Genomic DNA, 24,755 nt, shown 5'->3' with positions numbered 1-24,755 from the left:
GTCAATGTCCCGCGACCATGATCAGATGTTCCACGAGCGGGCCGAGCGCCAGCGCCGGCACGTACGTCAAAGCGCCCACCAGCACCACGGTGCCGAGCAGCAGCACGACGAACAGCGGGCCGTGCGTCGGCAGCGTGCCCGCCGTAGCGGAGATGCGTTTCTTGGCGGCCAGCGATCCGGCGATCGCCAGCACTGGCACGATCGACCCGAAGCGGCCGAACCACATGGCGACGGCCAGCGTGCCGTTGTAGAACGGCGTATTGACCGAAAGGCCGGCGAACGCGCTGCCGTTGTTATTGGCGGCCGAACTGTAGGCGTAGAGAATCTCGGAGAATCCATGCGGTCCGGGATTGGCGATGCCCGCTACGCCGGCCGCCGTCAGCACGGCAATCGATGCACCTACCAGTACGAGCAGCGGCGTGAGCAGCACGGCAATCGACACCATCTTCATCTCGTACGACTCGATCTTCTTGCCAATGTATTCCGGGGTTCGCCCGATCATCAGCCCGGCCACGAACACCGCGAGCAGGGCGAACACGAGCATGCCGTACAAGCCCGAGCCGACGCCGCCAAAGATCACCTCGCCGAGTTCGATCAGCAGGAGCGGAACAAAGCCGCCCATCGGCGTCAACGAATCGTGCGTGTTGTTCACGGCACCGCACGATGCGGCGGTGGTCGCCACGGTAAAGATGCCGGATTGCGCGATGCCGAAGCGGGTTTCCTTGCCTTCCATGTTGCCGCCCGCTTGCGTTGCCGATGCCGTTTGATCGACGTGCAGCGACGCATACAGCGGATTACCGCTCTGCTCCGCCGAAATCTCGCCCCAGCAAGCGAGCGCGAAAGCGATCGTCATCGCCGCGAGCACCGCATAACCCTGGCGCCGGTCGCTCACCATGTGGCCGAACACCACGCACAGGGCGGCTGGAATAACCAGCATCCCGACCATCTGAACGAAGTTGGCGAACGGCGTGGGGTTCTCATACGGATGCGCCGAATTGGCGTTGAAAAAGCCGCCGCCGTTGGTCCCGAGCATCTTGATCGCTTCCTGCGAGGCGACCGGCCCCATCGCGATGGTCTGCTTGTCGGCCTTGTTGTCCACCATCACCGGATTGCCCTTGGCGTCCTTGACGGGATTGCCTTGAGCGTCGGTCTTCGGCGTTTGATACGTCGTCACCTGCAGCGTCGGCACGTCTTCGTACGACTTGAAGTTCTGAAGCACGCCCTGGCTGATCAGGACAAGCGCGACCACCGTCGCGAGCGGCGCGAGGATATACAACGTGATACGCGTCAGATCGACCCAGAAATTGCCGATCGTCGCCGCCGTGTGGCGTGCGAACCCGCGAATCAACGCAACCACGACAGCAATGCCGGTGGCGGCCGACAGGAAATTTTGCACCGTGAGCGCCGCCATTTGCGTCAGATAGCTGACGGTCGATTCCGGCGTGTAGTCCTGCCAGTTCGTGTTGGTCACGAAGCTCACCGCCGTGTTGAAGGCGGCATCGGGCGTCATCGGTCCGAAGCCTTGCGGGTTCGCGGGCAGCCATTGCTGCAGACGCAGGAATCCATACACCGCGAACACGCCGAGGGCATTGAACGCCAGCACGGCCAGCGCGTAGTGTTTCCACGACATTTCGGCGCTGGGGTCGACCCCGGCGAGCTTGTAGAGCGCGGTTTCGATCGGCCGCCCTATGCGGCGCACCACCACCGAGGAACCGTCCACCACGCCGGTCATGTAACGGCCGAGCGGTATGGCAAGTGCGATCAGCACGACGATGAACAGGCCGGGCTGAAACAGGTTGTTGAAGTTCATTCGAGGGCCTCCGCGCGCAGCAAGGCATACACGAGGTAAGCGAACAGAATCAGCGTCGAGGCCGCTGCGAGCCATGTCATCCAGGTGGTCATGGACGGCCTCCCGGCGCGCGGCGCAGCTTGTCGCAGCCAATCACGAAGGCCGCGACGAGGCCGCTGAATGCAACGATTGCGATGAGATAAAGCAGATCCATGGTCTGATCTCCACGAGGGACTCCTGCACCATGAAATTTAGGGAAAACCGTGTAAACACAGCGTTAATACTTCACGGCGTTTCGTAAACACGATGGGCACGGACGCAGAGAGACCGCCGCGCCGGCGTCGCGGCGCGGTTCTGCTGGAAGACTTTCAGCGCTTCGTACTGCCGTTTGAAATCAGGCGGCGCTCAAGCAGCCTATGCCGCCTGAGCCGCCTTATCGTGCGCGGCCTGTTCGAGCCAGAGCCGGCTATCGGGAAACCAGAATGCGTCCGGGCGCGGAGGCGAGACGAGCTTTACCGGAAGGGAGGGATTGAAGATCTTCGACCATGCGGACAGATAAGACGGCGTCTTTACGAGGAATCCGCAATTGGCGAGAAGCAGGCACGAAACCAGCGCCTCGCGGCCGATTTCGAGTCCTGGATAGCCGCTGAAATGAACGGGCGTGCTGCCAAACGCAAGGTGTTTTGCCGGTGCAACCGTAACCGGTTTGCCGAACGGCCAGGCGATAAAGAAATCGATGAACGCCTGTTCGTCGCTCGATATGAAAATATCGGTGAGGTGCGGGTTTTCCGCGAGCGTGGATTCCACCTGCCGGCAAAAGCTGCCCCATGAAACCGGCACGGCCTCCAGCGTCTTGTCAGTCCCTCTGAAATGCGCGCCAAGGGTCGATGCGCCGATTCCGAGCGTGCGGCAGATCGCGTCGACTTCTTCGAAGACATGCGCGGCCGGCCGATAGTACGCGAAGAAGAGCTCGCTCGCGCTTCTCAGTTGAAGCTGGCATTCATAGCGCTCACGAAAGCCCAGATGGACCAGATCGCGAACGGTCGAAGTCCTTACCTTATGGGTGACCGCGGCGCCTAACGTGGGATGCACGGCTTCGAAGAAAACCGGGAACCAGTCCAGTTTTCCCTCGGCATCGCCATACAGCCCGCCGCGCGCGCTAATGCACGGGGTGAGGCATTTTTCGTCGCAATACATCAGAATAAACAGGACCATCTGCATCACGGAGAAAAAACCGGAGTTCTCCTGAATCTCGATGGAAAAAACACCCCTGTTCAAACGTTGTTTCGCATGAAGCGAAATCCGGCGCGGCATGGCCACGGAATGCTTGAACCCTTCGCTGCGTCGGATCTGTTTCGCCCGATCGACCACCTTTCTCAACATGCCGGCTCCTAATTAATTAGGTATTCTTTGAAATGGCACGCACCTCGCACCTCTCTTTGTTGCGGGGGAAGGGACGGCCCAGAATAGCATTTCAAGAAGTTCAGTCACGTCAGGTTCGGCTCGTCTTAGTGAGCTAGCGCACAAAGAATCGGTAAGGTTTTCCCCGGATGAATCAGGGTGGTCCGGGCAACGGACTCGAGACAAGTATCGCCGCCACAGCAAGAACGCCCATGAGCACCCACGCCTCAACGCGCAAGACCGTTACGAAGCGCCGGAACGGCCGCCTCAAGGACGTCGGCGAGGCAATTTTCAACGACGTCAACAATCTGGGCATTTCGACGAAACGGTTGTGCCCGCCAAGCGCCGCGGCGACGAGCACAAGGCCGAGCTTCAGCAGCAACAGTTGTCCATAAGCAGAGTCGGGAAGACTGGCCGGCGACCCGACGCCACGCCAGCCGTTATACGCCCCGGTGACGAACAGTACGATCAGCGCGAACGTCGCCGCATCGGACAGCGACTGGATAAATGCAGCACTGATCGCGCGCTCCGTTGCAGGGGCACGTAACAGGAGAGGCGCCACGACATAGGCGGTCACCACCACGAGCCCCACCCACGCACTGATAGCCAGCAGATGCAGCCAGTCCACCCATACCGGCAGGCTGAACGGCCCGGCATCGACCGGATGCCCTGAATGACTGCGGGCGAGCGCGACCCCGGCCAGCGCAAGACTCATCGTCAACGGAAATCGGACCGCGCGATCGGGCGAAGATACAAACGAAAGCATCGCCACGCCCGACAGCAACGTCGCGCCGGCTAGCCAGGCATGGCCCAAACTGGTGCCCGCCAGCATCGAGCGAACCGCAGGCCACGCCTCCAGAAGCGCGGTCTCGCCCATCAAAGCGCAGTGAACCCAGAAAGCCAGCACACTGGAGGCCACAGCGACGATGGATGCGATGCGCAACGCGAGCGTCAGTTGCCGGCTGACGCCCGTGCGCCACGGCGACGTTCGCGGCACGAGCCAGCGATCGCAGAGCAGCGCGCCGACAGTCACGGCAAAACAGAGATTCTGCAGCGCGACGAGCCCAAGCCGCAGCGTGTCGAGGGAACCGTCGCCCATCACTTCACCTGGAACGCGTAAGTGCCATTGGCCTTGTGGCCGTCCAGAGTCATGACCGCCCAGCGGACCTCATAAGCGCCTGGTGCCACCTTCGGAACGGCAAGCGTCAACACCCGGGGATTCGCCGGATCGACCCGGCCCTTTTCCTGACTGACGATCGCGCCAGTGGAATCGGCTACTTTCACCGTGCTGAACGCGCCCTCCAGGTCCTCGTTGAAGGTGAGCCGAAGTGTCTGCGGTGCGCTATTGACCGAGCTGCCGGCAGCAGGCACCGCGCTCTCGAGCTTGCCGTGCGCGAACCCGTAAACAGGCGCGAAACCTACGGCGGCGAAGGCGATCACGTGCAATAGTTGTGTGCGAATGCGTACTTTCATCTTTTACATGTCCCATGTCGGTAAGGGTGAACGTGCGTTGCGTTGGGCGTGATAGGGTCACGACGCTTCGCAAGCAAGCACACTGCTACGGCTTGTGCATTTCCATGCCCGGCAGTTCGCCGGTGTATTCATACGCAACGGTTCCTTTCGGATGCCTGAACCACCCCGGGTCCCGATAATCGTTACGCCCCAGCCCCTCCCGCACTTTCACGACGCTGAACATGCCGCCCATTTCCAGCGCGCCGAACGGCCCTGTGCCGGTCATCATCGGCAGTGTGTTGTCGGGCAGCGGCATTTCCATTCCGCCCATCGAGCCGCCCGTGCTGCCCATCGCCATGTAATCGGGCACCAGCTTGTTGATCCGCTTCGCCAGGTCCTGCTGCGGCACGCCGATCAGGTTCGGCACCTGATGCCCCATCGCATTCATCGTGTGATGGGACTTGTGGCAATGAAACGCCCAGTCGCCGGGCCGGTTCGCCGTGAACTCGATGGCGCGCATCTGGCCAACGGCGACATCCGCGGTCACCTCGGGCCAGCGCGCGGAAGGCGGAATCCAGCCGCCGTCCGTCCCCACCACTTCGAACTGATAGCCATGCAGATGGATCGGGTGATTGGTCATCGTGAGATTGCCGACGCGGATGCGTACGCGATCGCCGGCACGCACCGGCAACGTGTCGATGCCCGGAAAAACACGCGCATTCCACGTCCACATGTTGAAGTCGGTCATCTCGTTCACGCGTGGCGTGAAACTGCCCGGGTCGATGTCGTACGCGGACATGATGAACACGAAGTCGCGATCCACCCGCATGACGCCGGGGTCTTTCGGATGAACGATGAAGGTGCCCATCATGCCCATGGCCATCTGCACCATCTCGTCGGCATGCGGGTGATACATGAACGTGCCGTGTTTCTCCAACTGGAACTCATAGACAAAGGTCTTGCCCGGCGGAATGTGCGGTTGCGTGAGACCGCCCACGCCATCCATGCCGCACGGCAGCAGCATGCCGTGCCAGTGAACCGTGGTGTGCTCCGGCAGCTTGTTGGTCACGAAAATGCGGACCTTGTCGCCTTCGACCGCCTCGATAGTCGGCCCCGGCGCCTGGCCGTTATAGCCCCACAGATGCGCGCTCATGCCCGGCGCCAGTTCGCGCACCACCGGCTCGGCAATCAGATGAAACTCCTTCCAGCCGTTCTTCATGCGCCACGGCAGCGACCAGCCGTTCAACGTGGCGACGGGCGTATATGGCCGGCCATTCGGCGGCGCGAGCGGTGGCTGCATCGTGGCCGTGGCCGCCGTGGGCGCCTCGGGCAGTGACGCGGCGCCAGCCTTGCTGACCAATGCAGCGCCCAACATCGCGGCGCCTGAGCCGCTGAGAAAATTTCGACGAGACACCATGTCATTGCCCTTCAGAATCGGTGGATGGCGCTTGTGGCGCGATGGATGCGAGTGGCGCCGCGGCGGTGGCGTCCAGCGGCAAACGGCCGCCGAGCGCCTGTTGCAGATCGGTCTGCGCGAGCCAGTAGTCCTTGAGCGCGTCGATCGCGCTGTTCACGGCGCCGATCTGCTCGCGCGAATCGGCGAGCAGTTCGAACACGCTTGCGAGCATGCCGTTATAGCGAAGCAGCAGTTCGTCAGAAATGGTTTTGCGGATCGGCACCACTTCGTCGCGATAGTGTTTCGCGACGTCGTAGCCGCTCACATAGGCCGAATACGATTCACGCACCTCGGAGCGCGCGTTGATCGCAGTCTCGGCGACGCGATTCACCGACTGCAGATAGATCGCTTCGGCGCGCGCCACTTTCGAGGCTCCCCAGTCGAAGACCGGAATTTCGACGCTGATCTCGTAGCCCTGTTCGCGGCCGTCGGAGGTCGTGAAATTGTTCTGATACCCGACATCCAGCGCATTGACGAATCGCGTTGCCCGGCTTAGGCCCAGAGAACTTGCAACGCTTTGCGTTTGCAGTTTCGCGGCCTGGATGTCGAGGCGGTTCTGCATCGCAAAGCGCTCGAGGTCCTGCAACTCGGGCCGGGTTGCAGGCAGATCGGGCAAACGCTCGGGGAGGTCGTACTGCGCTTGCGAGCCCCATAGGCCCATTGTGCGAGTGAGTTTCTCCCGTGCAGATACGGACTGCTGCCGCGCTTTCGCCAGTTCCACCACGGCTTGCGCGTAGAAGGCCTGCTCACGCGCGTAGTCGAGCTTGCTGAAGTTGCCCGCCTGCTGCATGCGCAACGCGAGTTCGGCGCCGGCTTGCGCCGAGTCTTTCACCTGCTCCGCGTAGGCGGCGGATTGCGCCGCCGCGACGGCTCCGATATAGGCGCGGCGCGCGTCGGCGGCGACCTTGAGCATGGCATCGGCCGCGAGCAGGCGGGTCTGCTCGAAACGGCTGCTTTCGATGCGTGTCGCCAGCGGCAGCGTCAGCACGCCCAGCAAGCCAAGCGTGAACGTGCGGCTGATGCTCAGATCGTTGCCGCCGTGCGTACGGCTGAATGTGAAACCAGGATTCGGCAGACGTCCTGCCTGTACCAGGTCCGCCTCGGCAATGCCGAGTTCGCTGTACGAGGCTTGCAATCCACGGTTATTCAACAGCGCGATCTGGATCGCGTCGTCCATACCTAGTGGCCGGGACAGCAGTTCCTGCGTGCGTTGGGCCACAGCGCTGCGGTCTTCGTCCGTCCTCACCAGCACGGCATCTTTTCCAAGGCGCTGCGATGCTGTGCTGGAAACGGTGTCGAAGCCACCGTCCTTCGAAAACGTCGTGCAGCCGGTAAGCAGCGCCGCGACGGTGAGAGCGGCGATGACGCGGCTATCGGGAAAGAGCGCTCGTCTCATTTCGCCGGCCCCTCATGATGGGTGCCGTGCTCATCGTCGGCGGCAGTGCCTTTGGTGGCGCTGGTGCCGTCACCCCCTGAGAGCATTTGACCGTGATTCATTCCAGACCCGCCGGACGGACTCGCCACCGCGCGATTGAGCGTTTGCCAGCTGGCTGCCTTCTGCTCCCGGTATGGCCGATAGTCCGCGAAGACAGACGGCACATTCACTGCCGGAACCGAAGCCGCGGCGTCCGCCGGGTCAGGACGTGTGGACGTGGCGTGCACGAGCGCCGGCAATACTGCCGTCGCGCCGAGCAGCGCCGCAATAAACGTTCGCATTGATTTTCTCGTCGTATGCCGCCCGGACGGCCGACGTGCAACGTGCGGCCATCAAGGCGAAATTGAACATCGCAGCGTCACGCTGCGAAGGAACTAGACGAGAGAGATTCGGGGAGGTCGTTCGATGCCGCCGGTCAGAAATGACACGACACGGGCAGCAGGAGGAAGAGGCGCAGCGGAATGGACAACGGCGGTGGAGATCGCGGCTAGTGGACCGGCCGGCAAGCCACCGCCGGAACAGCAGGACGCGCAAGTCGAGCAGGTGTGAGCATGATGCGCACCGCCCGGGTGACTGTGGCCCGGGGCCTGGGTCTGAGTCTGAGTCTGGAAACTGGCATCATCATGGGCGCTATCGGCCATCATCGTCGCGGCAGCGCCATGCGGATGGTTCATCTCATCCGCATTCTGTTGGTGCATAGGCGCCCCTTCTCCACCGGCCTGCGAGGACTCGCATTTCATGGAGACGGCCGCGAACGACTGAACCGGAAGGCTCAGTGCGAGCAGCACGACAAGGAAGAGTTTGCGCCAGTAAGACATGGGTACGGAGTCTAGCACGCTGATTAAGAAGATTGTAAGGCGCTAAACGGATCAGCATGAGCCGTTTTTTTCCACCAGGAGGGTCAAGACCAGCGGCAGCATGAACATGGACATGGACGCTTGACCTTCCCGCGGTGGGAAGGTCCAAGCTTGGCTTCTGATTTCTCACTGGAGGCAGGAAATGGAACTCGAAATCCCGGATATGTCGTGCGGCGGCTGCGCCAATGCCATTGCTCGCGCAGTAACAGGCCTCGACCCCGCGGCAAAGCTCGACGTCGATGTCGCCGTTAAAATCGTGAAGGTCGCGTCGACATTGCCGCCGCAGAGCGTTATCGAGGCAATCGAAGCGGCGGGCTTTCATCCTTCGCTCAAGGGCTGAACAGAGCGCATCAGGCTATGCCTGTCCGTTGAGCGTGGCGCCCGGTTCGCAACATCATGGTCGTTTGATATCACGTTGTCCCTAACGGAAAACCCAATATGAAAAACCTTCGCGCATTCCGTGCCCTTTGTCTTTCAGGCGGCATTGCGTTCGCCGTCGCGGCAACCCCCGTCCACGCCCAGCAGGCTGCATCGATGCCCGGCATGGACATGTCCGGCTCAGCGGACGCCGGGTCGAGCGCATCGACCCAGGCATTCAAGGACGCCGACGAGAAAATGATGCAGGCCATGGACGCGCCGGCCTACACGGGCGATGCCGACAAGGACTTCGTCGCGCACATGATTCCGCATCATCAAGGCGCGGTCGAAATGGCGCAGGTGGAACTGAAGTACGGCAAGGACCCCGAGCTGAAACGCCTGGCCCGCAACATCATCAAGGCACAACACGACGAGATCGCGTTCATGCAGCGCTGGCAGGCGAAGCACGGTGCCAGGTAATAACCGGTACGTCACGGCGTCAATGAATACTTTGATCTTGTGACGCCGTGCTTGACCCTCACGCAACGTCAGGTTTTAGTCTGCATGCAGGCATGAAGAAAGGAGCGATTTCGATGCTGCTGAAAGTAGGTGAACTAGCCAGGCGATCCGGCATTACGGTGCGCACGCTTCATCACTACGACGCAATCGGCCTGCTCACGCCTTCTGCCCGCTCCGATGCCGGCTATCGGCTTTACAACCGTGACGACATTGCCAGGCTGCACCAGATTCAGGCGATGCGGCGGCTGGACATGTCGTTGGCCGACATCGGGACCTTGCTGGCCAGACCGGACTCCTCCCTCGCTTCGGTTGTCGAGCAGCAGATCGCAGCGCTGACTCGGCAGATCGATCGGGCAACCGACCTGCGCGACAGGCTTCATCGTTTGCGCGGACAGTTGATGACGGGAGAAGAGCCCGATCTTGCCGACTGGCTAACCACGTTGGAGTTGATGACCATGCAAGATAAATATCTTACGCAGGAAGAGCAGAACCAGCTTCGTTCGAACAAGAGCGCCGGGGCGGCCGACTGGCCGGCATTGATTCAGGCAGTGCATGCGCTGATGGATCGCAACATTCCGGTCGAAAGTAAGGAAGCCCAGGCGTTGGCGCAACGCTGGGTGTCGCTGGTGGCGGATTACACCGGCGGCGATCCGGGTCTGCTTTCGAAGCTCGACACGATGCATCGCAATGAGCCGTCGCTGCAGGTGAAGAGCGGCATCACGACCGAACTGATGGCCTACATGACACGCGCAATCAGGCACTCGAAGTTCGCGCTCTATGCGAAATACCTGTCGCCAGAGGAGCTGCAGCGCATGCGTGACGGCGACCAGCGCTACGTTTCCGAGTGGCCGGGTCTCGTCGCGGAAATCCGGCTTGCGATGGAAGGCGGCAAAACCGTTGACGACCCATCGGTTCAGAAGCTCGCACTGCGCTGGATGGATCTGTTCAACGATTATGTCGGCACGGACCCCGAGACGCACCGGAAACTGTACTCCGCCTACGCGAACGAACCCGCGATACTGGCGGGCACGGGAATCGACCAGTACATGCTCGCCTATCTTCGCGACGCACTGGAGATCGCGCAGCCGCATTGATGCGGTGTGGTGAGCGATAAGCGGCGGAGGCCATGCGCACGAACTTCACATCAAAGCATGCGCAATGGCTTCCTCGTGGATATCGAACGCGTCAGTCACGTGGCCGGCGCTTACGCGCAACGCTCCGCCGCGTTTCGCGCAACATACTTCCGATAGGCAAGTCCGGCAAGGGCAATGTCCTGCAAGCCGATGCCGACCGCCTTGTAGACGATGATGTCGTGTGCGTGGACGCGCCCTGCCACCCTCTCGTCGAGCACATCGCCCAGTTCGACGACCTCGCTCCAGTCGAACGTGCCCGCCGCGGCCAGTACCAGATCTCCGGCCTCTTCCCGTGCCTGTTCGCGCAACTCGACAACGATGCGAGCCGCGCGAGAGAGCGTCGCGTCGTCGAGTTCACGCGTGGTCGGCAGGCTCGAACCGATCGCCGCGATCAGCGTGCCGGACGCGAGCGCTGCGCCGTCGAACAAGGCGCCGGTTGCACGGGTCGCGGTCACGATCACATCGGCGCCGCGCACCGCGTTCGCGGCGTCGGCAGGGATCGCCTCAATACCGCTCGCCCCGTAACGGCTGTTTAATCGATCGCACAACGCCTCCACGCCTTCGAGCCCGACAATCCTGAACGAGCGCAAGCCTGTATGTCCGGCCAGCGCGTGAGCATGAGCCTGTCCCTGCACCCCCGTTCCATACAGCGTGACCGTTCGCGCATCGGCGCGCGCCAACGCGCGAACCGCGATGACTGTCGTTGCCGCTGTTCTGATGCGAGTAAGCGCATTGGCATCCAGGGTGGCGAGCAGACTGCCGTCTACGGTCGAGAACAGCACGATCGAAAAATTGAAGCGTCCGTTGATCGTCGTGTACACCTTCGCTCCAGCCACACCGGCATCCGGCAAGACGGCGCCGAGCGTCGACAGCTTCACTGCCCCCGCCTCCGTGCGCACACGGCGCTGAACTGCCGCGCGACGCTGCGCGACTGCGCGCAGGGCTTCCTCAAGCACAGGAATGGCCTCGTCGAAATGGACTAGCTCGTCGATCTGCGCATCGCTCAAATGAATCATGAATAAGGCCTCCTTGATACCGGCACGGCACGCGTCATGTTGCTACTCGACGGTTGCCGGGGCGTGCTGGAAAGTAAAACTATCCGCATACAGATGGTCGATGCTCGCCCCCTTCGAGATGAATGCCCGCTTCGCATCGGCGATCATGGCCGGAGAGCCGCACAGATACACCGCATGTTCCGACAGATCGGCGTAATCGTCACACGCTGCATGCTGCACATAGCCGCGCCGGCCGGCCCAGCGCTCATCCGCTCGCGACAGCACAGGCACATAGCGGAACTCGTAGAGGCGCTGCGCCCATTGGGCGATCTCATCATGGAAATAGAGATCAGCCGCCGTGCGCCCTCCCCAATACAAGCTCACCGGCGGGCAATCGGGATCGTCCATCAACGACTCGAGCATCGCTTTGAGCGGCGCAAGACCGGTACCGGTCGCTACCATCAGCAGCGGCCGGTAGTCTTCCGCGTGTAAGCGGAACGTGCCCAGCGGCAGTTCCACCTCGAGGCTGTCGCCAGCCTTGAGGCCGGCGATCACGCGATCGGTAAAGTGGCCACCGGGAATCTTGCGCACGTGAAAATCAATCTGGCCGCCTTCGGCTGCCGATGCCATCGAAAAGCTCCGGCTGCTGCCATCTTCGAGCAGCACGTTCATGTACTGGCCCGGGCGGTACAGAAGCGCGGCCTCGGCGGGCAGCGTCAACGTGAGGTGAGTGACATCGCAGCTCAGCGCGCGTATTCCGCTGATGCGGGCCGTATGCCGCGAGGGTTCGGAAGCCGGGCCCCCGCCGTGACCCGCACCGATCACCATGTCGCTGCGCGGCCTCGCCTGACAGGCGAGCGCAAACCCCGCGTCAGCCTCCTCCTGCGTGAGTCCGAGCGGAAACTCTTCATAGTCGAGCGTACCGCCCAGCACCTTGATACGGCACGTGCCGCAACCGCCGAACTGACAATCGTGGGCAAGCACTACATTCGCGCGCAGTGCGGCGCTCAGCAGCGACTCGTCGTGCTCCGCTGCGAAGCACGCGCCCGTTTCGAGTACCTGAATCTGATAAGACATGAACGCTACCTCATGACGAGACCATCCGGACGGCTGGCCGTCGGCTCATTCCGACGGCCGCCGGTCACTTCTTGATGTCGGCTTCCACCAGCACGCTATGGCCCTGCGCCGAAAGCAGTTCGTGCAGCGCCTGCAATGCGGCGACACCGCACTGGGTGTCCTGCTCACCGTTGCCGCCGCTGAGGCCGATGCCGCCGATCACCTGACCGTCGACCACGACCGGAAAACCGCCGACAAACGCGGCAAATTTGCCTTCGAAACTCCACTGGATGCCGAATGCTTCGTTACCCGGCAATGCCGGGCCGTTGGGCGGCGTGGTGAAAAGATGCGTGGAGCGTTTATGACCAGCGGCCGTGAACGCCTTGTTCCAGGCGATCTGCGGCCCGGTGATTCGGGCCCCGTCCATCCGCTCGAGCACCAGTGGATAACCGCCCTCGTCGACGACACAAATCGATTCGAGTACATTGATCTGCTGCGCCCGAGCGATCGCGGCGCGAATCATCTCGCGTGCCTCGGCCAGTTCCAGTCGAAATACCTGTTTCATTGTGCTGTCCTCTGTATAACGAAACGGTATCGGTCAGATGCCCCGATACACCGTCTTGATCTGCGTATAAAACTCCAGCCCCCCGCGACCCGATTCCCGAAACGTCGACGTGCTCGAACGCTTCAGGCCACCGAATGGCGCGTTGATCGCATTGCCCGTGGTCGGGCGGTTGATTTTTACGGTGCCCGCTTGGATGTCTTCGGCGAAACGGTGCATATGGCGCGGATTGGCTGTGGCGATCGCCGCGGATAAGCCGTACTCGGTGTCGTTTGCCTTGGCAATCGCGTCTTCATAGCTGGTCACCGTCACAATCGCGATGACCGGCCCGAAGATTTCCTCGCGGCAAATGCGCATCTGCTGCGTGACGTCCGTGAAGATTGCGGGTGTCACGTAATAGCCGTGGTCATACTCCGGCCCGCTGAGGCGCTCGCCGCCGTATAGATGCGTGGCTTCCGCCTTGCCCGACGCGATGTAGGCGAGCACGGTGTCGAGCTGCTTCTGCGTCGCCAGCGGACCGATGTCCATGCCCGGTGTGCGGCCACTGCCGATCCTGAGTTGCTTCACCTTGGTCAGCAACTTGTCGGTGAATGCCGCGCGCACGTTCTGCATCACGAGCACACGACTCGTGCCGGTACAGGCCTGGCCCGTCAGCGAGAAGCCGCCCTTGATCGTCAGATCGACCGCGCGGTCCAGATCGGCGTCGTCCATGACGATGAGCGGGTTCTTGCCGCCCAGTTCCATCTGGGTGCGCGTGGTGAGCGGCACCGCGCGGTGAATCTGTTCGCCCGCCGCGGTGGAACCGGTAAACGACACCGCCCGCACAACCGGCGCTTCGGTCAACGCCGCGCCGATCTCCGCTGCGCGCCCCGTGATGTAGTTGAGCACGCCAGCGGGGATGCCCGCCTGCACCAGGGCCTCGGTGAGCCGGTAGCCGATCAGCGGCGCATCGGACGAAGGCTTGAAGATTACGGTGTTGCCCGCGATCAGCGCCGGCGCGATCTTGCGTGCCGGAATCGAAATCGGGAAATTCCACGGTGTAATGACCGCCACCACGCCGAGTGGCTCGCGCTGCGTATGGACAGTCATGTCGGGGTCGTCGCTCGGGAAGGTCTCACCGGAAAACGACTGCCCCTCCACCGCATAGAAGCGCAGCACCTGCGCGGAGCGAAGAATCTCGTCCTTGCTCTGCGCGAGCGGCTTGCCCTCCTCGCGTGTGAGTTCTTCTGCGAACGCGTCTGCATGGTGTTCCAGCCATGCTGCCGCGCCAGTCAGAACCTTCGCGCGCTGCACGACCGGCGTGCGCCGCCAGGCTGCAAAAGCGCCCGAAGCCGCGGCGAGCGCCGCGTTGGCATCGTCGGGCGTGGATGCCTGGAAGCGGCCGACGATGTCGCGCGTGTCGGCAGGATTCACGTTAGCGAACGTGCGGCCGCTGATACTCGCGGTCCATTCGCCCGCGATGTGATTCCTGAACTCGGGTGTTGCCGGATTGCTCATGACGGATACCTGTACTGATGTTGCGGCGCCGATCAGACGATCGCACTACCGCAACGGGTGCTCACAGAAAAGCGGTACGGGAGCCTTATGCCCGCGCCGCACTACGTTCAGCTCGCCAGCGCGAGTTCCGGCAGCGCGAGGTCCTGTTCGACGTAGTCGTAATAGAGCGCGGTGGTGTAGAGCAGACGCATCTGCGCACCGATCTCGCAGATCTTCAGGCAGCGCTGCTGCAACTCGGGCGTATTCGCCTGTTCGAGCACGATCTGGTAGCCGCGCTCACCGTGAATCTCGTCCGACACAATGTGCAGATCGAAGAACTCCACCTCCTCGTCGGTGAAGTGATACTTCTCTCGCAGCGTGGGTGTCTGCTTGCGATAAATCGACGGCACCTGCGATTCGAGCCCGACCACCAGTGCCGCCACCGCGACGATCGGGTCTTCACGCATGGCCACGGAATAGCACCATGCCTGCAAACCGCGCGTGGTCGGCGACATGTTGTCCGGGTCGACCACGCGTTCGCGCGTCGTGCCGCACGCCTCGGCAAAGCGGATCAGCAAATCGGTATGGCGGTCGCCGCCAATCTCCTCTTCGTACATGTTGGCGAGCAGGAAATCCTTCGCCTCGGTGAGATTGTCCGGCGTGCGCGCGTAGATGTAGGCCAGGTAGTCCGCGAAGGGGCCGACGTAGTGATAGTGATTCTCGGCCCATCGCGCGAGATGGGCGCGACTCAGCTTGCCGCTCGCCCAAGCGATGCTGAACGGCGCCTTGTTTGCACTCTTGCCTTTGATGGCCTCCTCGAGTGCGCTGCGGAATTCATCACGGTTCATCAATTCAGCCATTTCAAGCTCCTGACAGATAGGAAACAAAGGGTTGGGGACAAAGGCTCCGATGCCGCCGGGCATGGGAAATCTGTGAACCAAGTTTAGCGCCACTTACGAATACTGTATACCGTTTTATTTTGACAGAGTGAAATATGACGCTTGCACCGAGTGTCTGTCGATCAGGAAAAGCTCTGTGGATCCCCACTACAAGCGGTGTTTCGAGGATACGGGGGAGGCAATGGCCGATTACCAACACTAGCCGAGATGTGTCATCTATGCTGTTTTGGTATACTATATTCTGAAAATGCAGCTACAATCGACACGCCGGCGAGCGTCTTCGGTGCATCGAACGCATCGCCGGTCAGAGTGAGTCACGGAGAGAACGTCATGCCAATAGTCATATTTCACCGGAACGGCGAGGTTCATCGGGGCGAGGTCAAGGAAAACACCAACCTCGTCGTCCGCGCCGGGATCAAACAATTTCCCTATCCGCATCTGCGTTATGAATGCGGAATGGGCAAGTGTTCGAAGTGCGCCTGTCTCGTGCTTGGAGGCGCGGAACATCTGCCGCCACCCAACTGGAAGGAGAAGAAGCAGTTGGGCGAACGGCTGACGCAGGGCTATCGACTTGCATGCCAACTCTGGATCGAGCACGACATCGAACTCGTGCAGGGCGATCTCGAAGCAGCATGAACCCATGCACCAGGGCATCCAGCATGTACGTCATCCTGACCAGCAAACCAGGCCAATACCGGACCGAAGCGGTAGAAAACATCGTGCCGCTCGACACCTATGACTATGTCTACTGTGGACGGCATATCGCGACCCACGTGATCGCCGCACTGAGCGCGGAGACAAAGATCAAGGTGACTGACGAAACCGAGCCGCCCGTCGTCAATCTTGTTCCAACCAGATTCCTTGAAAAATTCGCGACGCGAGATGCTGCAGTCAAGGCACTGCAGCATCTCGCGGGACACGGCAAAGCCGAAGCGCAGCTGATTCGGCGGTAACAGTGCCGCTACTCACGTTCCGTACGGCAAACGAAACACAGGTTTCCTAATGATCCAGATCACCTTCCTCAGCAACGACAACAAGTCAGTCAACGCACCGCCCGATAGCAATCTGTTGCGCGTGTCGTTACGCGAAAAAGGCGGTATTCCATTTAAATGCGGCGGCGGTCTGTGCGGCGCGTGCAAATGCAAGATCGAAAGCGGGATCGAGCACACCGACAGCATCAAGGACAAGGAAAAACGTCACCTCAGCGACGCGGAAATCGAGAATGGTTACCGGATGGCCTGCCAGACGTTCGTCAATGGCGATATCAGCGTGTCCTGGTGAAACCTCCTTAATGAATTGTCCTGCGCGCCGGTCTCCGGCACGCAGGACTTCCGGCACCGCCCGCGCGGCGCGATTGACGGCCGGCTCACTACCAGATCACGATTGCGACCAGCGTTGAAATCAGCAATCCAGCCACCACCGGCAACAGCAGATGACGCACGGCCTGCAACACCGGTACCCGCGCAAAACTCGCCACCGCGGCAAGCGCGGACCACGCAGTGAGCGTCTTGCCGGTCCACACCGAACCCATCTGACCGATCGCCGCCAGCGTCGACACATCGAAACCCACCGTACGGCCCAGCGCACCTGCCAACGCGCCCGTCAATGGCAGCCCTGCGAACCCCGAACCGTCGATACCCGTAACCATCCCGGCGAGGAGAATCCCGTACGAGACAAAAAACGCGTTGTGCGGGATGTAAACCTCGCCCGCTTTCACCAGATCGGCAAGCAGGCCGGGCGCCGCCGTGCCAGCCGGTAAGCCGAGAATCGGCGCGGCCGTCCCTGCGACGCCAATAAAGAAGAACCCCGCGATCGGCAACACCGAACTCATCGCGCGAAACGAAAAAACAAAACCTTCGGTGACGTGCTCGGCGGTACTGCGGCAGATCGATCGATAATCGCGTGCGGCAGCGACAGCCACCATCAGCAACGCCGACACGCCACCCACCAGCGCCGCCGCGGCCGCTCCACTTGCTCCCTTGAAGCCGGGGATGACATGCGGCAACACCATATAAGCCACGATCGCCAGGAAGGTGACCGGAATGAAGATTGCAAAGCATTTCGACCACCACTCCTGGGTGGGCGTGAGCAAATCGCGCGCCGCCATGCCCATGCGCGAAGTCGTCTGGATTCCTGACTGACCACCCTCGCCTACGGAGGCATGTTGCAACTTGCCGCGCCGAATGCGCGCACGGCTCGGCGCAGTCACGACGACGACCGAATTAGCCGTGACCTGGGTTGCTTCCCAGCGCTCCAGATGCCGCGCGTCAGGTGCCTGGATCTGCTTGCGGATCTTGAGGTATGCGATCAGAAACGCGACGCCGCCGGTGATCAGCGAAAGCAGCAACGCCTTATCGGCGACCGCCGGCATTGCAACCGCGGCAGCCTTCGCGCTGATGCCTGGAGCGACCTTGATCACATAGTCCGACGACAGTGCCGTGCCCAGCCCGGCGATACCGATGCACAGCGCCGCGCCAAGCGGCGGCACACCCGCGTAAATGGCCGCCGGCAGCAGGATGCCCGCGATCAGCGGCACTGCGGGCGTGGGCCAGAAGAACAGCGACAAAATATAGCTGACGAAACCAAGCACGAAGAAGCCGACGTGCCCATTGACCATGACTGCCCTGAACGGCTGAACCATTCTGATGTCGGCATTGATCCGCTTGAGCGCATTGAGCAGCGCCGTCATCAATGAGATCACGAGGAAAATATTGAAGAGTTCCCGGGCGGCGGTGAGCGGCGCGAAGAACACCGCTTCTAACGCGGTGGACACGTGCCCGGAAAAGGCCAGCACCGTGGCAAAGGTGGCGAGGATGGCGGGCGCGACGACATTGGCCCTGAACACGAGGGTCGCAATGATGGCCACAACCCCGCAAAGATAGACCCAATGCGCCGAGGTAAGGACGACGTGAGATTCCATTACTTCTCCTGATAGCGCGAGCAGCTGGTGCGAGCAGATTATTGAAAGGTTTGAAGGGACAGCTGGTATACTATGTACTATATTCATCGAGATCAACGACAGAGATAACAGCGTTTACCCGGATGAATCACATGAATTCAACGTTAAAAGTACAATGTATACATAAATAACCAACAAACTCAGATGCCTTTCCCATTCGCTCGACTAGTTCAATCGCCCGTGCGCCAAGGCGCGCAGAACCAGCAAGGTATAAGGTCTACAGTATTCCCCGGTTGACGCTGAGGTAGAATTCGTGGCACGACATCGCCACCAGCAAGACCGTTGGAGACCCCTATGAATACCGAAGCGGAGATGTCCGCAGTGGCCGGCGCCCAGGAGACTTCCGGCGCGCCCATCATGCACAAGCAGTTGTCACAGCTCGTCGTGGCACGCTTGCGCGAAGCAATCCTGTCGGGCACCTATGCACCTGGCGAGCGTCTGGTTGAAGGACGCCTTGCCGAAGAGCTCGAAGTGTCGCGCGTGCCTGTGCGTGAAGCGCTACGCGCGCTGGCCTCCGAAGGACTTGTCGAGGTTCGGCCGCGGCACGGCGCGGTCGTGGCATCGCTCAAACCATCCGCCGCGCGTGAAATGATCCAGATTCGCGCCACGCTCGAAGGGCTCAACGCCCGGCTCGCGGCCGAACACCGCACGCCGGAACTGATCCAGAAGATCGAAGAGGTGCTCACCGAGGGCAAGGCCAAGGCGGACGCCGGTGAAACCGCCGGCCTGCTGGAATTGAACGCGCGCTTTCACGATCTGCTCTACGCCGCGGGGGCGAACATGATTCTCGGCGACCTGATGCGTTCGCTGCGCGACCGCACCCGCGTCCTGTTCATCAAACCGAGCGACGAAGAGGTCCGGCTGACGTGGGATGAACATGCCGCGATCCTGCGCGCAGTCCAGTTTGGCGACGCGACGCTGTCGGCATTGCTCGCGGAGCGGCATGTCATGCGCGCCGCCCAGCACTATCTCGACAGGAACGCGCGCTAAGCGTCCCATTCTTTGTTCATGCGCGCGGCGCACGGTGTCGCGCACACTTTCCTTTCATTTCTGGCTGACAGGGACTTGACAGACTAAATTTGGCGATTGACGGTATACAGAATACTAATGCCAAATTTTTGTCAGCGAGCCCCATGACTCTCACGTTCTCGCAGCCGGATTGCGCCATCGGCGCCCCCTCAGCCTGCTCCCCGCCGCCCGCACCAGATCCGGCGCCGCGGGGCAACACCGCCCCTTACCGCTACGCGACGCTTTGCCAGGCGGCCGAAGCGATGGCCAACGACGAGGTGGATGCAGTAGCACTGGTCGCCTCGTGTGAAGCAGCCTTCCAGGCCGACAATGCGCGCCTGAACGCAATCGTCGTGTCCGACTTCGACGCCAGCTACGCCGCAGCCCGGGATCGCGATTGTGAACGCCGCGCCGGACAATTGCGCAGTCCGCTGCACGGTATCCCCTTCACGATCAAAGAATCGTTCGACGTCAGCGGATGGCCCACCACACTCGGCGATCCTGCCCATCGCGGCAACGTGCCGGGCACCCATTCCGACGTGGTCAAGCGCCTGCTCGATGCCGGCGCAGTGCTGCTCGGTAAGACCAACGTCCCGATTTACCTGCGTGACTGGCAGACCTATAACGACGTGTACGGAACGACGCGCAATCCCCGCGATCCCTCCAGGACACCAGGCGGGTCTTCCGGCGGCAGCGCGGCAGCCGTGTGTGCCGGCATGTCATTCTTCGATGTCGGCTCCGACGTCGGATCGTCGATCAGAAATCCGGCCCATTTCTGCGGAATCTTCTCTCACAAGAGCACGCACGGCATCGTTTCGCTGAAAGGGCATGGTTTTGGCGGCGGCATGGCCGTGCCCGACATCAACGTGGCCGGCCCTCTCGCACGTTCGGCGCGGGATCTCGAACTCGTGCTGAACACGATCGCAGGCCCAACGAGTGCAGCGGCTAGCGCCATTCGGCTCGCGCTGCCTGTCTGCGAGCAGGCCGAGTTGCGCGCGTTCCGCTTTGGCGTGCTCGCCAATCACCCGCTCGCCGAAGTCGACGAGCCGGTCGAGCGATGCATCGTCGAGTTGGGCAAGCAACTGAAGCATGCCAGCGCTACTGTGGTCTGGGACGCGCGCCCGGCGCTGGACGCGGCCCAGTTGCTGCGTACCTATATCCTGCTTCTGCGTGCCTCGACGTCGCATTATCTGGACGACGGAGCTTTCACCACCGCACTCGCTGCCAGCGAAACGGTTGCGGCCGACGACCCGAGTTATGCAGGACTGCAATACGTCGGCACCGTGTTGCGTCACCGCGAATGGTTAAGCCTGCAAGCACTGCGTGAAACGTTCTGTGAAGCATGGCGCCAATTGTTCGCCGATATCGATGTCCTGCTTTGCCCGGTTGCCGCCACCGCCGCGTTTCCGCTCGACGAGGCCGGCGCGCCCTGGCAGCGCACCTTGAATGTCAACGGCCGGGCTCAGCCAATGACGACGCAATTGTTCTGGGCGGGTCACTCCGGCCTGTGCGGATTACCGTCGACCGTCGTGCCGGCAGGGACCACCGCCGGCGGGCTGCCCATCGGCGTTCAGATCGTTGCCCCGCTTTACCACGACTTGCGTTCGCTGCGCGTTGCCGCGCTGCTCGAGGGCGCCGGCTACGCATTCGCACCGCCTGAGCCGCGCAGCGCGTTCGCCTGAGCCTAATCCCGGCTGCAATCATTGTGCAATCACTGAATTAGTTCGCTACGGAGTTCATCCATCATGGTCTGGTTCGAATCACTATCGGGCAACGAAAAGAAAGCTTTTGCCGGCGCGTTCATGGGCCACGCCGTCGATGTGTATGACTTCATGATCTACTCGTTTCTCATCCCGGTCCTTGTCACGACATGGCATATGAACAAGGCGGTGGCCGGCGGCATCGTCACGTACACGCTGATCGCATCGCTGGTCGGCGCCATCGGTGCCGGATTGCTCGCCGATCGCTATGGACGCGTTCGGATCCTGCGCTGGACCATCGCGCTCTTCGCGGTTGCGTGTTTTGCCTGCGGCTTCGCCAACTCGCCGGCCCAACTCGCCGTATTGCGCATGGTGCAAGGCTTGGGATTCGGCGGTGAATCGTCACTTTGCATGGTGCTGGTCACGGAGATGATCAGGAATCCGGCACATCGGGGGAAATACTCCGGTTTTACGGCGAGCAGCTATTCGTTTGGATGGGCCGCTGCCGCGCTCGTCTACAGCGCGACGTTTTCGTGGTTGCCGGCACAATGGGCGTGGCGCAGTTGCTTCTTTATCGGCGTACTGCCGGCTTTGCTGGTGATCTATTTGCGGCGCAATCTGCAAGAATCGGATTCGTTCGCGCGCACCCTCGAACAGCGCGGCACACCGGCGATGTCCGCCGGGCTGCGCCGCGTTTTTTCCGGTCCGCTGCTCGGCAAGACTGTTCTCTGCAGTCTGCTCTCAGGCGGCATGCTAGGCGGCTATTATGCGATCGCAACGTGGATGCCGACCTATCTGAAATCCGAGCGCGGCCTGTCGATCTTCGGCACCGGCACCTATTTGACCGTGATGATTCTCGGCTCCTTTGTCGGCTACGTGCTGGGGGCATACTCGTCGGACCGTATCGGCCGGCGGCTGACGTACATGATCTTCGCGGCGGGCGCGTTTACGATGGGCCTCGCCTACATGGCCATACCCGCGTCCAATACGGTGATGTTGCTACTGGGATTCCTGCTTGGCGTGCTCATGCAGGGGACCTTCTCCGGAATCGCCGCAACCATTTCGGAAACCTATCCGAATGAAATCCGCGCCACCGGCTATGGGGTGGCCTACAACGTAGGGCGCGTGATCGGTTCGGTTTTCCCGTTCGGTGTAGGGTGGTTAAGCACGGGGTACCTGTCGCTGGGATGGTCCATCCCCCTGGTAGCAGGTGTGGGTTATTTCTGCGTGATCATCGCCGCGTGGCGATTGCCTGAAACGAACGGCATCCGGCTTGACGATGTCGCGGCTGACGCCGCGGAGCCCGTGAATATGACGGTAACCTCGCTTTCACCGCAACGCGAAGCGGGTCAGTAGCGCCGCTGTAACTGACCCGGTAACCGCCGGGCCGGCATGGCTTCCTCCGGGCGCCCCTTGCGGCCCGGACTGTATCTTCACATCGTTCACACGGAGCCAACCGGATCACTCAGAGCACCTCGCTGTGCAGCCAGCCCCGACTGCTCGCCGAACTGCAACGCAGCAAGCTGCGCATAAAGCGGCGAGCTCTGTAAAAGCTCGGCATGCCGGCCCTGCGCCACAATGCGGCCGTGTTCCAGCACGACAATGCGGTCAGCCTGCTGCACGGTCGCGAGACGGTGCGCAATGACCAGGGTGGTGCGATTCTGCGCGGCATTGTCCAGTGCCTTTTGCACCAGCCGTTCGCTGGCGGCATCGAGCGCGCTGGTTGCTTCGTCGAGCAGCAGGATGGGCGGATTCTTCAGGATCGCGCGCGCGATCGCAATACGTTGGCGCTGCCCACCGGACAGACGCACGCCACGCTCGCCGAGAAAAGTATCGTAGCCCTGCGGCAATTCTTCGATAAAACCGGCTGCGGCGGCCATGTCGGCGGCTTGTTGTACTTGCGCCAACGTCGCGTCCGGCGCGCCGTAGCGGATGTTGTCGAGCACGCTCCCTGAAAAGATCACCGATTCCTGCAGCACCACGCCGATTTCCTTGCGCAATTCGACGAGCGGCACATCGCGCGTCGAAACGCCGTTGATCAGAATGCTGCCGGACTGCGGATCGTAAAAGCGCAGCAGCAGTTGAAACAGCGTGGTCTTGCCCGCGCCGGACGGCCCCACCAGAGCGACATGCTCGCCCGGACGAACATCGAGAGACAGTGCGGAAAGCGCGGCGATGCCAGGGCGCGACGGATACGAAAAACTGACGTTGTCGAAGCGGATACCCTCGCCTCGCGCCGGCAGTGCAACCGTAGTGTCGGCCTCCTGCACCGGCGAGCGCGCCGCCAGCAATTGCAGCAAGCGCTCGGTCGCACCGGCCGCGCGCTGCAGATCGCCCCATACCTCGGCGACCGCTCCCACGGCGCCTGCCGTAAATACCGCGTAAAGGATGAACTGAGACAATTGGCCCGCCGTCATCCGCCCGGCCAGCACGGCTTGCGCTCCGAGCCACAGCACGAACACGATGGCGGTGAACACCAGCACGATCACCACAGCGGTCAACCACGCGCGTGCGCGAATGCGCGTGAGCGCGGTCTCGAAGGCCGCCTCCACTGCGCCGGCAAAACGCCGCGTCTCAAAGGGCTCTTGCGTATATGACTGCACGGTCGGCATGGCATTGAGCACCTCGCCCGCCAGCGCGCTCGTGTTCGCGATCTTGTCCTGGCTCGCGCGCGAGAGCCGTCGCACGCGCCGGCCAAAGATCACGATAGGCGCCACCACCACGATCAGCGTCGCGATGATGTAACCGGACAAGACCGGGCTCGTCACCGCCAGCATCGTCAGGCCGCCGGTCAACAGGAAGAAGTTGCGCAGTCCCAGCGACAGGCTGGTGCCCACCACCGCCTGGATCAAGGTGGTGTCGGCGGTGAGGCGTGACAGCACCTCGCCGGTCTGCGTGGTCTCGAAGAACTGCGGACTCATTCCCAGTACGTGGTTATAGACCGCGCGCCGCAAGTCCGCTGTAACCCGCTCGCCCAACCATGACACGAGATAAAAACGTGCGGCGGTGGCGCCGGCAAGTACCAGTGAAACGACAAAGAGCGCGAGGAAATAGCGGTCGATGTGCGCCCGGTCGCCGCTCGCGAAGCCACGATCGATCAGGTATTTGAAAGCCACCGGCAACACCAGGGTGGCGCCCGCCGAGGTCACCAGCGCGAGGAACGCGAGCGCCCAGCGGCCGGCATAGGGCCGCAGGAAGGGAAACAGGGCGAACAGAGGGCCAATACGCCGTGAGGCTGACGAAGACGGCGAAGGCGGTGACAATGAGGAAGGCGGGACAGCGTCTGACATGAAGATTCCCAAGCGAATCGGAGGTCACCCAGATTGTGCCAGTCCTGTGGATTCCAAGGCGGCTCTGATGTGCTTGCCGTGGCTATCCATCTGTATCAAGATCGAATCGACTCACCCGCACGAGGCCATTCCCATGACAGACGACACCGATCCCGACAAACTGAAAGGCCCCGGCGGCATGACGCTGCGTCAGATCCACGAACAGGTGCACAAGAGCGTCGAGCGCGACCGCGAAGAGCAGGCATCGCACCACGCTGTCGCGCCGCAGCGCAGCCGGTGGCAGCGCTGGGTGCGCTACGTGTGGGGCCGCAGCGGACGCCGCTAGGCGGTGCGCTTAGGGCCGGTTGTTTTCAGACGTAGTCGCGTGCAGCCTGACAGAGCGTTGAAACTGAACCGCGGCGTCAGTTCGTT

At 61.8% G+C, this 24,755-nt stretch carries 27 protein-coding genes; 11 read left to right on the top strand and 16 right to left on the bottom strand.

The genetic code is table 11. From position 1 onward, the window contains the following. Position 1 precedes the first annotated feature (1 nt). The 9 genes from kdpA to BCY88_RS27715 form a co-directional block, all read right to left on the bottom strand. A complete protein-coding gene (gene kdpA, locus BCY88_RS27750) occupies positions 2–1,810 on the bottom strand; it encodes a potassium-transporting ATPase subunit KdpA (protein WP_120347354.1) in 1,809 nt (602 codons plus the stop codon). Next, complete coding sequence (gene kdpF, locus BCY88_RS27745; protein WP_028193906.1) at positions 1,807–1,902, bottom strand: K(+)-transporting ATPase subunit F; 96 nt, start codon at positions 1,900–1,902, stop codon at positions 1,807–1,809. Before kdpF ends, kdpA begins: the two co-directional genes overlap by 4 nt. After that, the gene (locus tag BCY88_RS40125) at positions 1,899–2,003 is read right to left on the bottom strand and encodes a potassium ABC transporter ATPase (RefSeq protein WP_220669700.1); all 105 of its coding nucleotides are present in this window, start codon (positions 2,001–2,003) and stop codon (positions 1,899–1,901) included. Before BCY88_RS40125 ends, kdpF begins: the two co-directional genes overlap by 4 nt. Positions 2,004–2,203: 200 nt before the next feature. After that, positions 2,204–3,172: an O-fucosyltransferase family protein gene (locus BCY88_RS27740; RefSeq protein ID WP_120347353.1), complete on the bottom strand. Its 969-nt coding sequence runs from the start codon at positions 3,170–3,172 to the stop codon at positions 2,204–2,206. Between the two features lie 172 nt (positions 3,173–3,344). After that, complete coding sequence (locus BCY88_RS27735) at positions 3,345–4,289, bottom strand: copper resistance D family protein (RefSeq protein WP_120347352.1); 945 nt, start codon at positions 4,287–4,289, stop codon at positions 3,345–3,347. Beyond that, complete coding sequence (locus tag BCY88_RS27730; RefSeq protein WP_120347351.1) at positions 4,289–4,663, bottom strand: copper resistance CopC family protein; 375 nt, start codon at positions 4,661–4,663, stop codon at positions 4,289–4,291. The genes BCY88_RS27735 and BCY88_RS27730 overlap by 1 nt, the downstream gene beginning before the upstream one ends. A gap of 85 nt (positions 4,664–4,748) precedes the next feature. After that, positions 4,749–6,059, bottom strand: coding sequence for a copper oxidase (locus tag BCY88_RS27725; protein ID WP_120347350.1), 1,311 nt, complete (start codon positions 6,057–6,059; stop codon positions 4,749–4,751). 1 nt (position 6,060) lies between these two features. Continuing rightward, positions 6,061–7,494 carry a TolC family protein gene (locus tag BCY88_RS27720; RefSeq protein WP_120347349.1) on the bottom strand — a complete coding sequence of 478 codons (1,434 nt, stop codon included), beginning with the start codon at positions 7,492–7,494 and terminating at the stop codon, positions 6,061–6,063. Next, complete coding sequence (locus BCY88_RS27715) at positions 7,491–7,814, bottom strand: hypothetical protein (protein ID WP_120347348.1); 324 nt, start codon at positions 7,812–7,814, stop codon at positions 7,491–7,493. The genes BCY88_RS27720 and BCY88_RS27715 overlap by 4 nt, the downstream gene beginning before the upstream one ends. Positions 7,815–7,938: 124 nt before the next feature. Between BCY88_RS27715 and BCY88_RS39940 the strand changes: the two genes are divergently transcribed. From BCY88_RS39940 to BCY88_RS27695, 4 genes are all read left to right on the top strand, one after another. After that, positions 7,939–8,082, top strand: a complete 144-nt coding sequence (locus BCY88_RS39940; RefSeq protein ID WP_183081469.1) for a hypothetical protein — start codon at positions 7,939–7,941, stop codon at positions 8,080–8,082. Positions 8,083–8,532: 450 nt separating this feature from the next. After that, positions 8,533–8,730, top strand: a complete 198-nt coding sequence (locus tag BCY88_RS27705) for a heavy-metal-associated domain-containing protein (protein WP_120347346.1) — start codon at positions 8,533–8,535, stop codon at positions 8,728–8,730. 98 nt (positions 8,731–8,828) lie between these two features. Then, a complete protein-coding gene (gene copM, locus BCY88_RS27700; protein ID WP_120347345.1) occupies positions 8,829–9,227 on the top strand; it encodes a CopM family metallochaperone in 399 nt (132 codons plus the stop codon). Between the two features lie 113 nt (positions 9,228–9,340). After that, a complete protein-coding gene (locus BCY88_RS27695) occupies positions 9,341–10,360 on the top strand; it encodes a MerR family transcriptional regulator (RefSeq protein ID WP_120347462.1) in 1,020 nt (339 codons plus the stop codon). Between the two features lie 110 nt (positions 10,361–10,470). On the opposite strand, the gene BCY88_RS27690 is transcribed toward BCY88_RS27695, so the two are convergent. From BCY88_RS27690 to BCY88_RS27670, 5 genes are all read right to left on the bottom strand, one after another. Further along, on the bottom strand, positions 10,471–11,415 hold the full coding sequence (locus tag BCY88_RS27690; protein ID WP_120347344.1) for an ornithine cyclodeaminase family protein: 945 nt from the start codon (positions 11,413–11,415) through the stop codon (positions 10,471–10,473). Between the two features lie 42 nt (positions 11,416–11,457). Next, complete coding sequence (locus BCY88_RS27685) at positions 11,458–12,471, bottom strand: 2Fe-2S iron-sulfur cluster-binding protein (protein WP_120347343.1); 1,014 nt, start codon at positions 12,469–12,471, stop codon at positions 11,458–11,460. A gap of 64 nt (positions 12,472–12,535) precedes the next feature. Continuing rightward, positions 12,536–13,015 carry a GlcG/HbpS family heme-binding protein gene (locus BCY88_RS27680; protein WP_120347342.1) on the bottom strand — a complete coding sequence of 160 codons (480 nt, stop codon included), beginning with the start codon at positions 13,013–13,015 and terminating at the stop codon, positions 12,536–12,538. A 33-nt stretch (positions 13,016–13,048) separates the two neighbouring features. Beyond that, positions 13,049–14,509 carry an aldehyde dehydrogenase family protein gene (locus BCY88_RS27675; RefSeq protein WP_120347341.1) on the bottom strand — a complete coding sequence of 487 codons (1,461 nt, stop codon included), beginning with the start codon at positions 14,507–14,509 and terminating at the stop codon, positions 13,049–13,051. 107 nt (positions 14,510–14,616) lie between these two features. Then, entirely contained in the window at positions 14,617–15,348 is a 732-nt protein-coding gene (locus tag BCY88_RS27670; RefSeq protein WP_120347340.1) for an iron-containing redox enzyme family protein, read from the bottom strand. A gap of 369 nt (positions 15,349–15,717) precedes the next feature. On the opposite strand from BCY88_RS27670, the gene BCY88_RS27665 reads away from it, so the two are divergent. Genes BCY88_RS27665 through BCY88_RS27655 form a run of 3 tightly spaced genes read left to right on the top strand, consistent with a single transcriptional unit; the run spans position 15,718 to position 16,668 of the window. After that, positions 15,718–16,023, top strand: coding sequence for a 2Fe-2S iron-sulfur cluster-binding protein (locus BCY88_RS27665; RefSeq protein ID WP_120347339.1), 306 nt, complete (start codon positions 15,718–15,720; stop codon positions 16,021–16,023). 23 nt (positions 16,024–16,046) lie between these two features. Further along, a complete protein-coding gene (locus BCY88_RS27660; protein WP_120347338.1) occupies positions 16,047–16,340 on the top strand; it encodes a hypothetical protein in 294 nt (97 codons plus the stop codon). Positions 16,341–16,389: 49 nt separating this feature from the next. After that, positions 16,390–16,668 (top strand): 2Fe-2S iron-sulfur cluster-binding protein, encoded by a 279-nt coding sequence (locus BCY88_RS27655; RefSeq protein WP_120347337.1) that lies wholly within the window; start codon positions 16,390–16,392, stop codon positions 16,666–16,668. Between the two features lie 88 nt (positions 16,669–16,756). Here the strand turns inward: BCY88_RS27655 and BCY88_RS27650 are convergent, their stop codons facing one another. Beyond that, positions 16,757–18,307: a hypothetical protein gene (locus BCY88_RS27650; RefSeq protein WP_120347336.1), complete on the bottom strand. Its 1,551-nt coding sequence runs from the start codon at positions 18,305–18,307 to the stop codon at positions 16,757–16,759. Positions 18,308–18,640: 333 nt separating this feature from the next. On the opposite strand from BCY88_RS27650, the gene BCY88_RS27645 reads away from it, so the two are divergent. The 3 genes from BCY88_RS27645 (at position 18,641) to BCY88_RS27635 (ending at position 22,410) form a co-directional block, all read left to right on the top strand. Then, positions 18,641–19,336, top strand: a complete 696-nt coding sequence (locus tag BCY88_RS27645) for a GntR family transcriptional regulator (protein ID WP_120347335.1) — start codon at positions 18,641–18,643, stop codon at positions 19,334–19,336. Between the two features lie 143 nt (positions 19,337–19,479). Further along, the gene (locus tag BCY88_RS27640; RefSeq protein ID WP_120347334.1) at positions 19,480–21,036 is read left to right on the top strand and encodes an amidase; all 1,557 of its coding nucleotides are present in this window, start codon (positions 19,480–19,482) and stop codon (positions 21,034–21,036) included. Between the two features lie 60 nt (positions 21,037–21,096). After that, on the top strand, positions 21,097–22,410 hold the full coding sequence (locus BCY88_RS27635; protein ID WP_120347333.1) for an MFS transporter: 1,314 nt from the start codon (positions 21,097–21,099) through the stop codon (positions 22,408–22,410). Between the two features lie 86 nt (positions 22,411–22,496). Here the strand turns inward: BCY88_RS27635 and BCY88_RS27630 are convergent, their stop codons facing one another. Then, positions 22,497–24,344, bottom strand: a complete 1,848-nt coding sequence (locus tag BCY88_RS27630) for an ABC transporter transmembrane domain-containing protein (protein ID WP_120347332.1) — start codon at positions 24,342–24,344, stop codon at positions 22,497–22,499. A gap of 133 nt (positions 24,345–24,477) precedes the next feature. Between BCY88_RS27630 and BCY88_RS27625 the strand changes: the two genes are divergently transcribed. Further along, complete coding sequence (locus tag BCY88_RS27625) at positions 24,478–24,669, top strand: hypothetical protein (protein ID WP_120347461.1); 192 nt, start codon at positions 24,478–24,480, stop codon at positions 24,667–24,669. Positions 24,670–24,755: the final 86 nt, after the last annotated feature.

Source organism: Paraburkholderia fungorum, assembly GCF_003610895.1.
GTDB lineage: Bacteria > Pseudomonadota > Gammaproteobacteria > Burkholderiales > Burkholderiaceae > Paraburkholderia > Paraburkholderia fungorum_B.
This window is presented reverse-complemented; position numbering and strand designations above follow the sequence as displayed.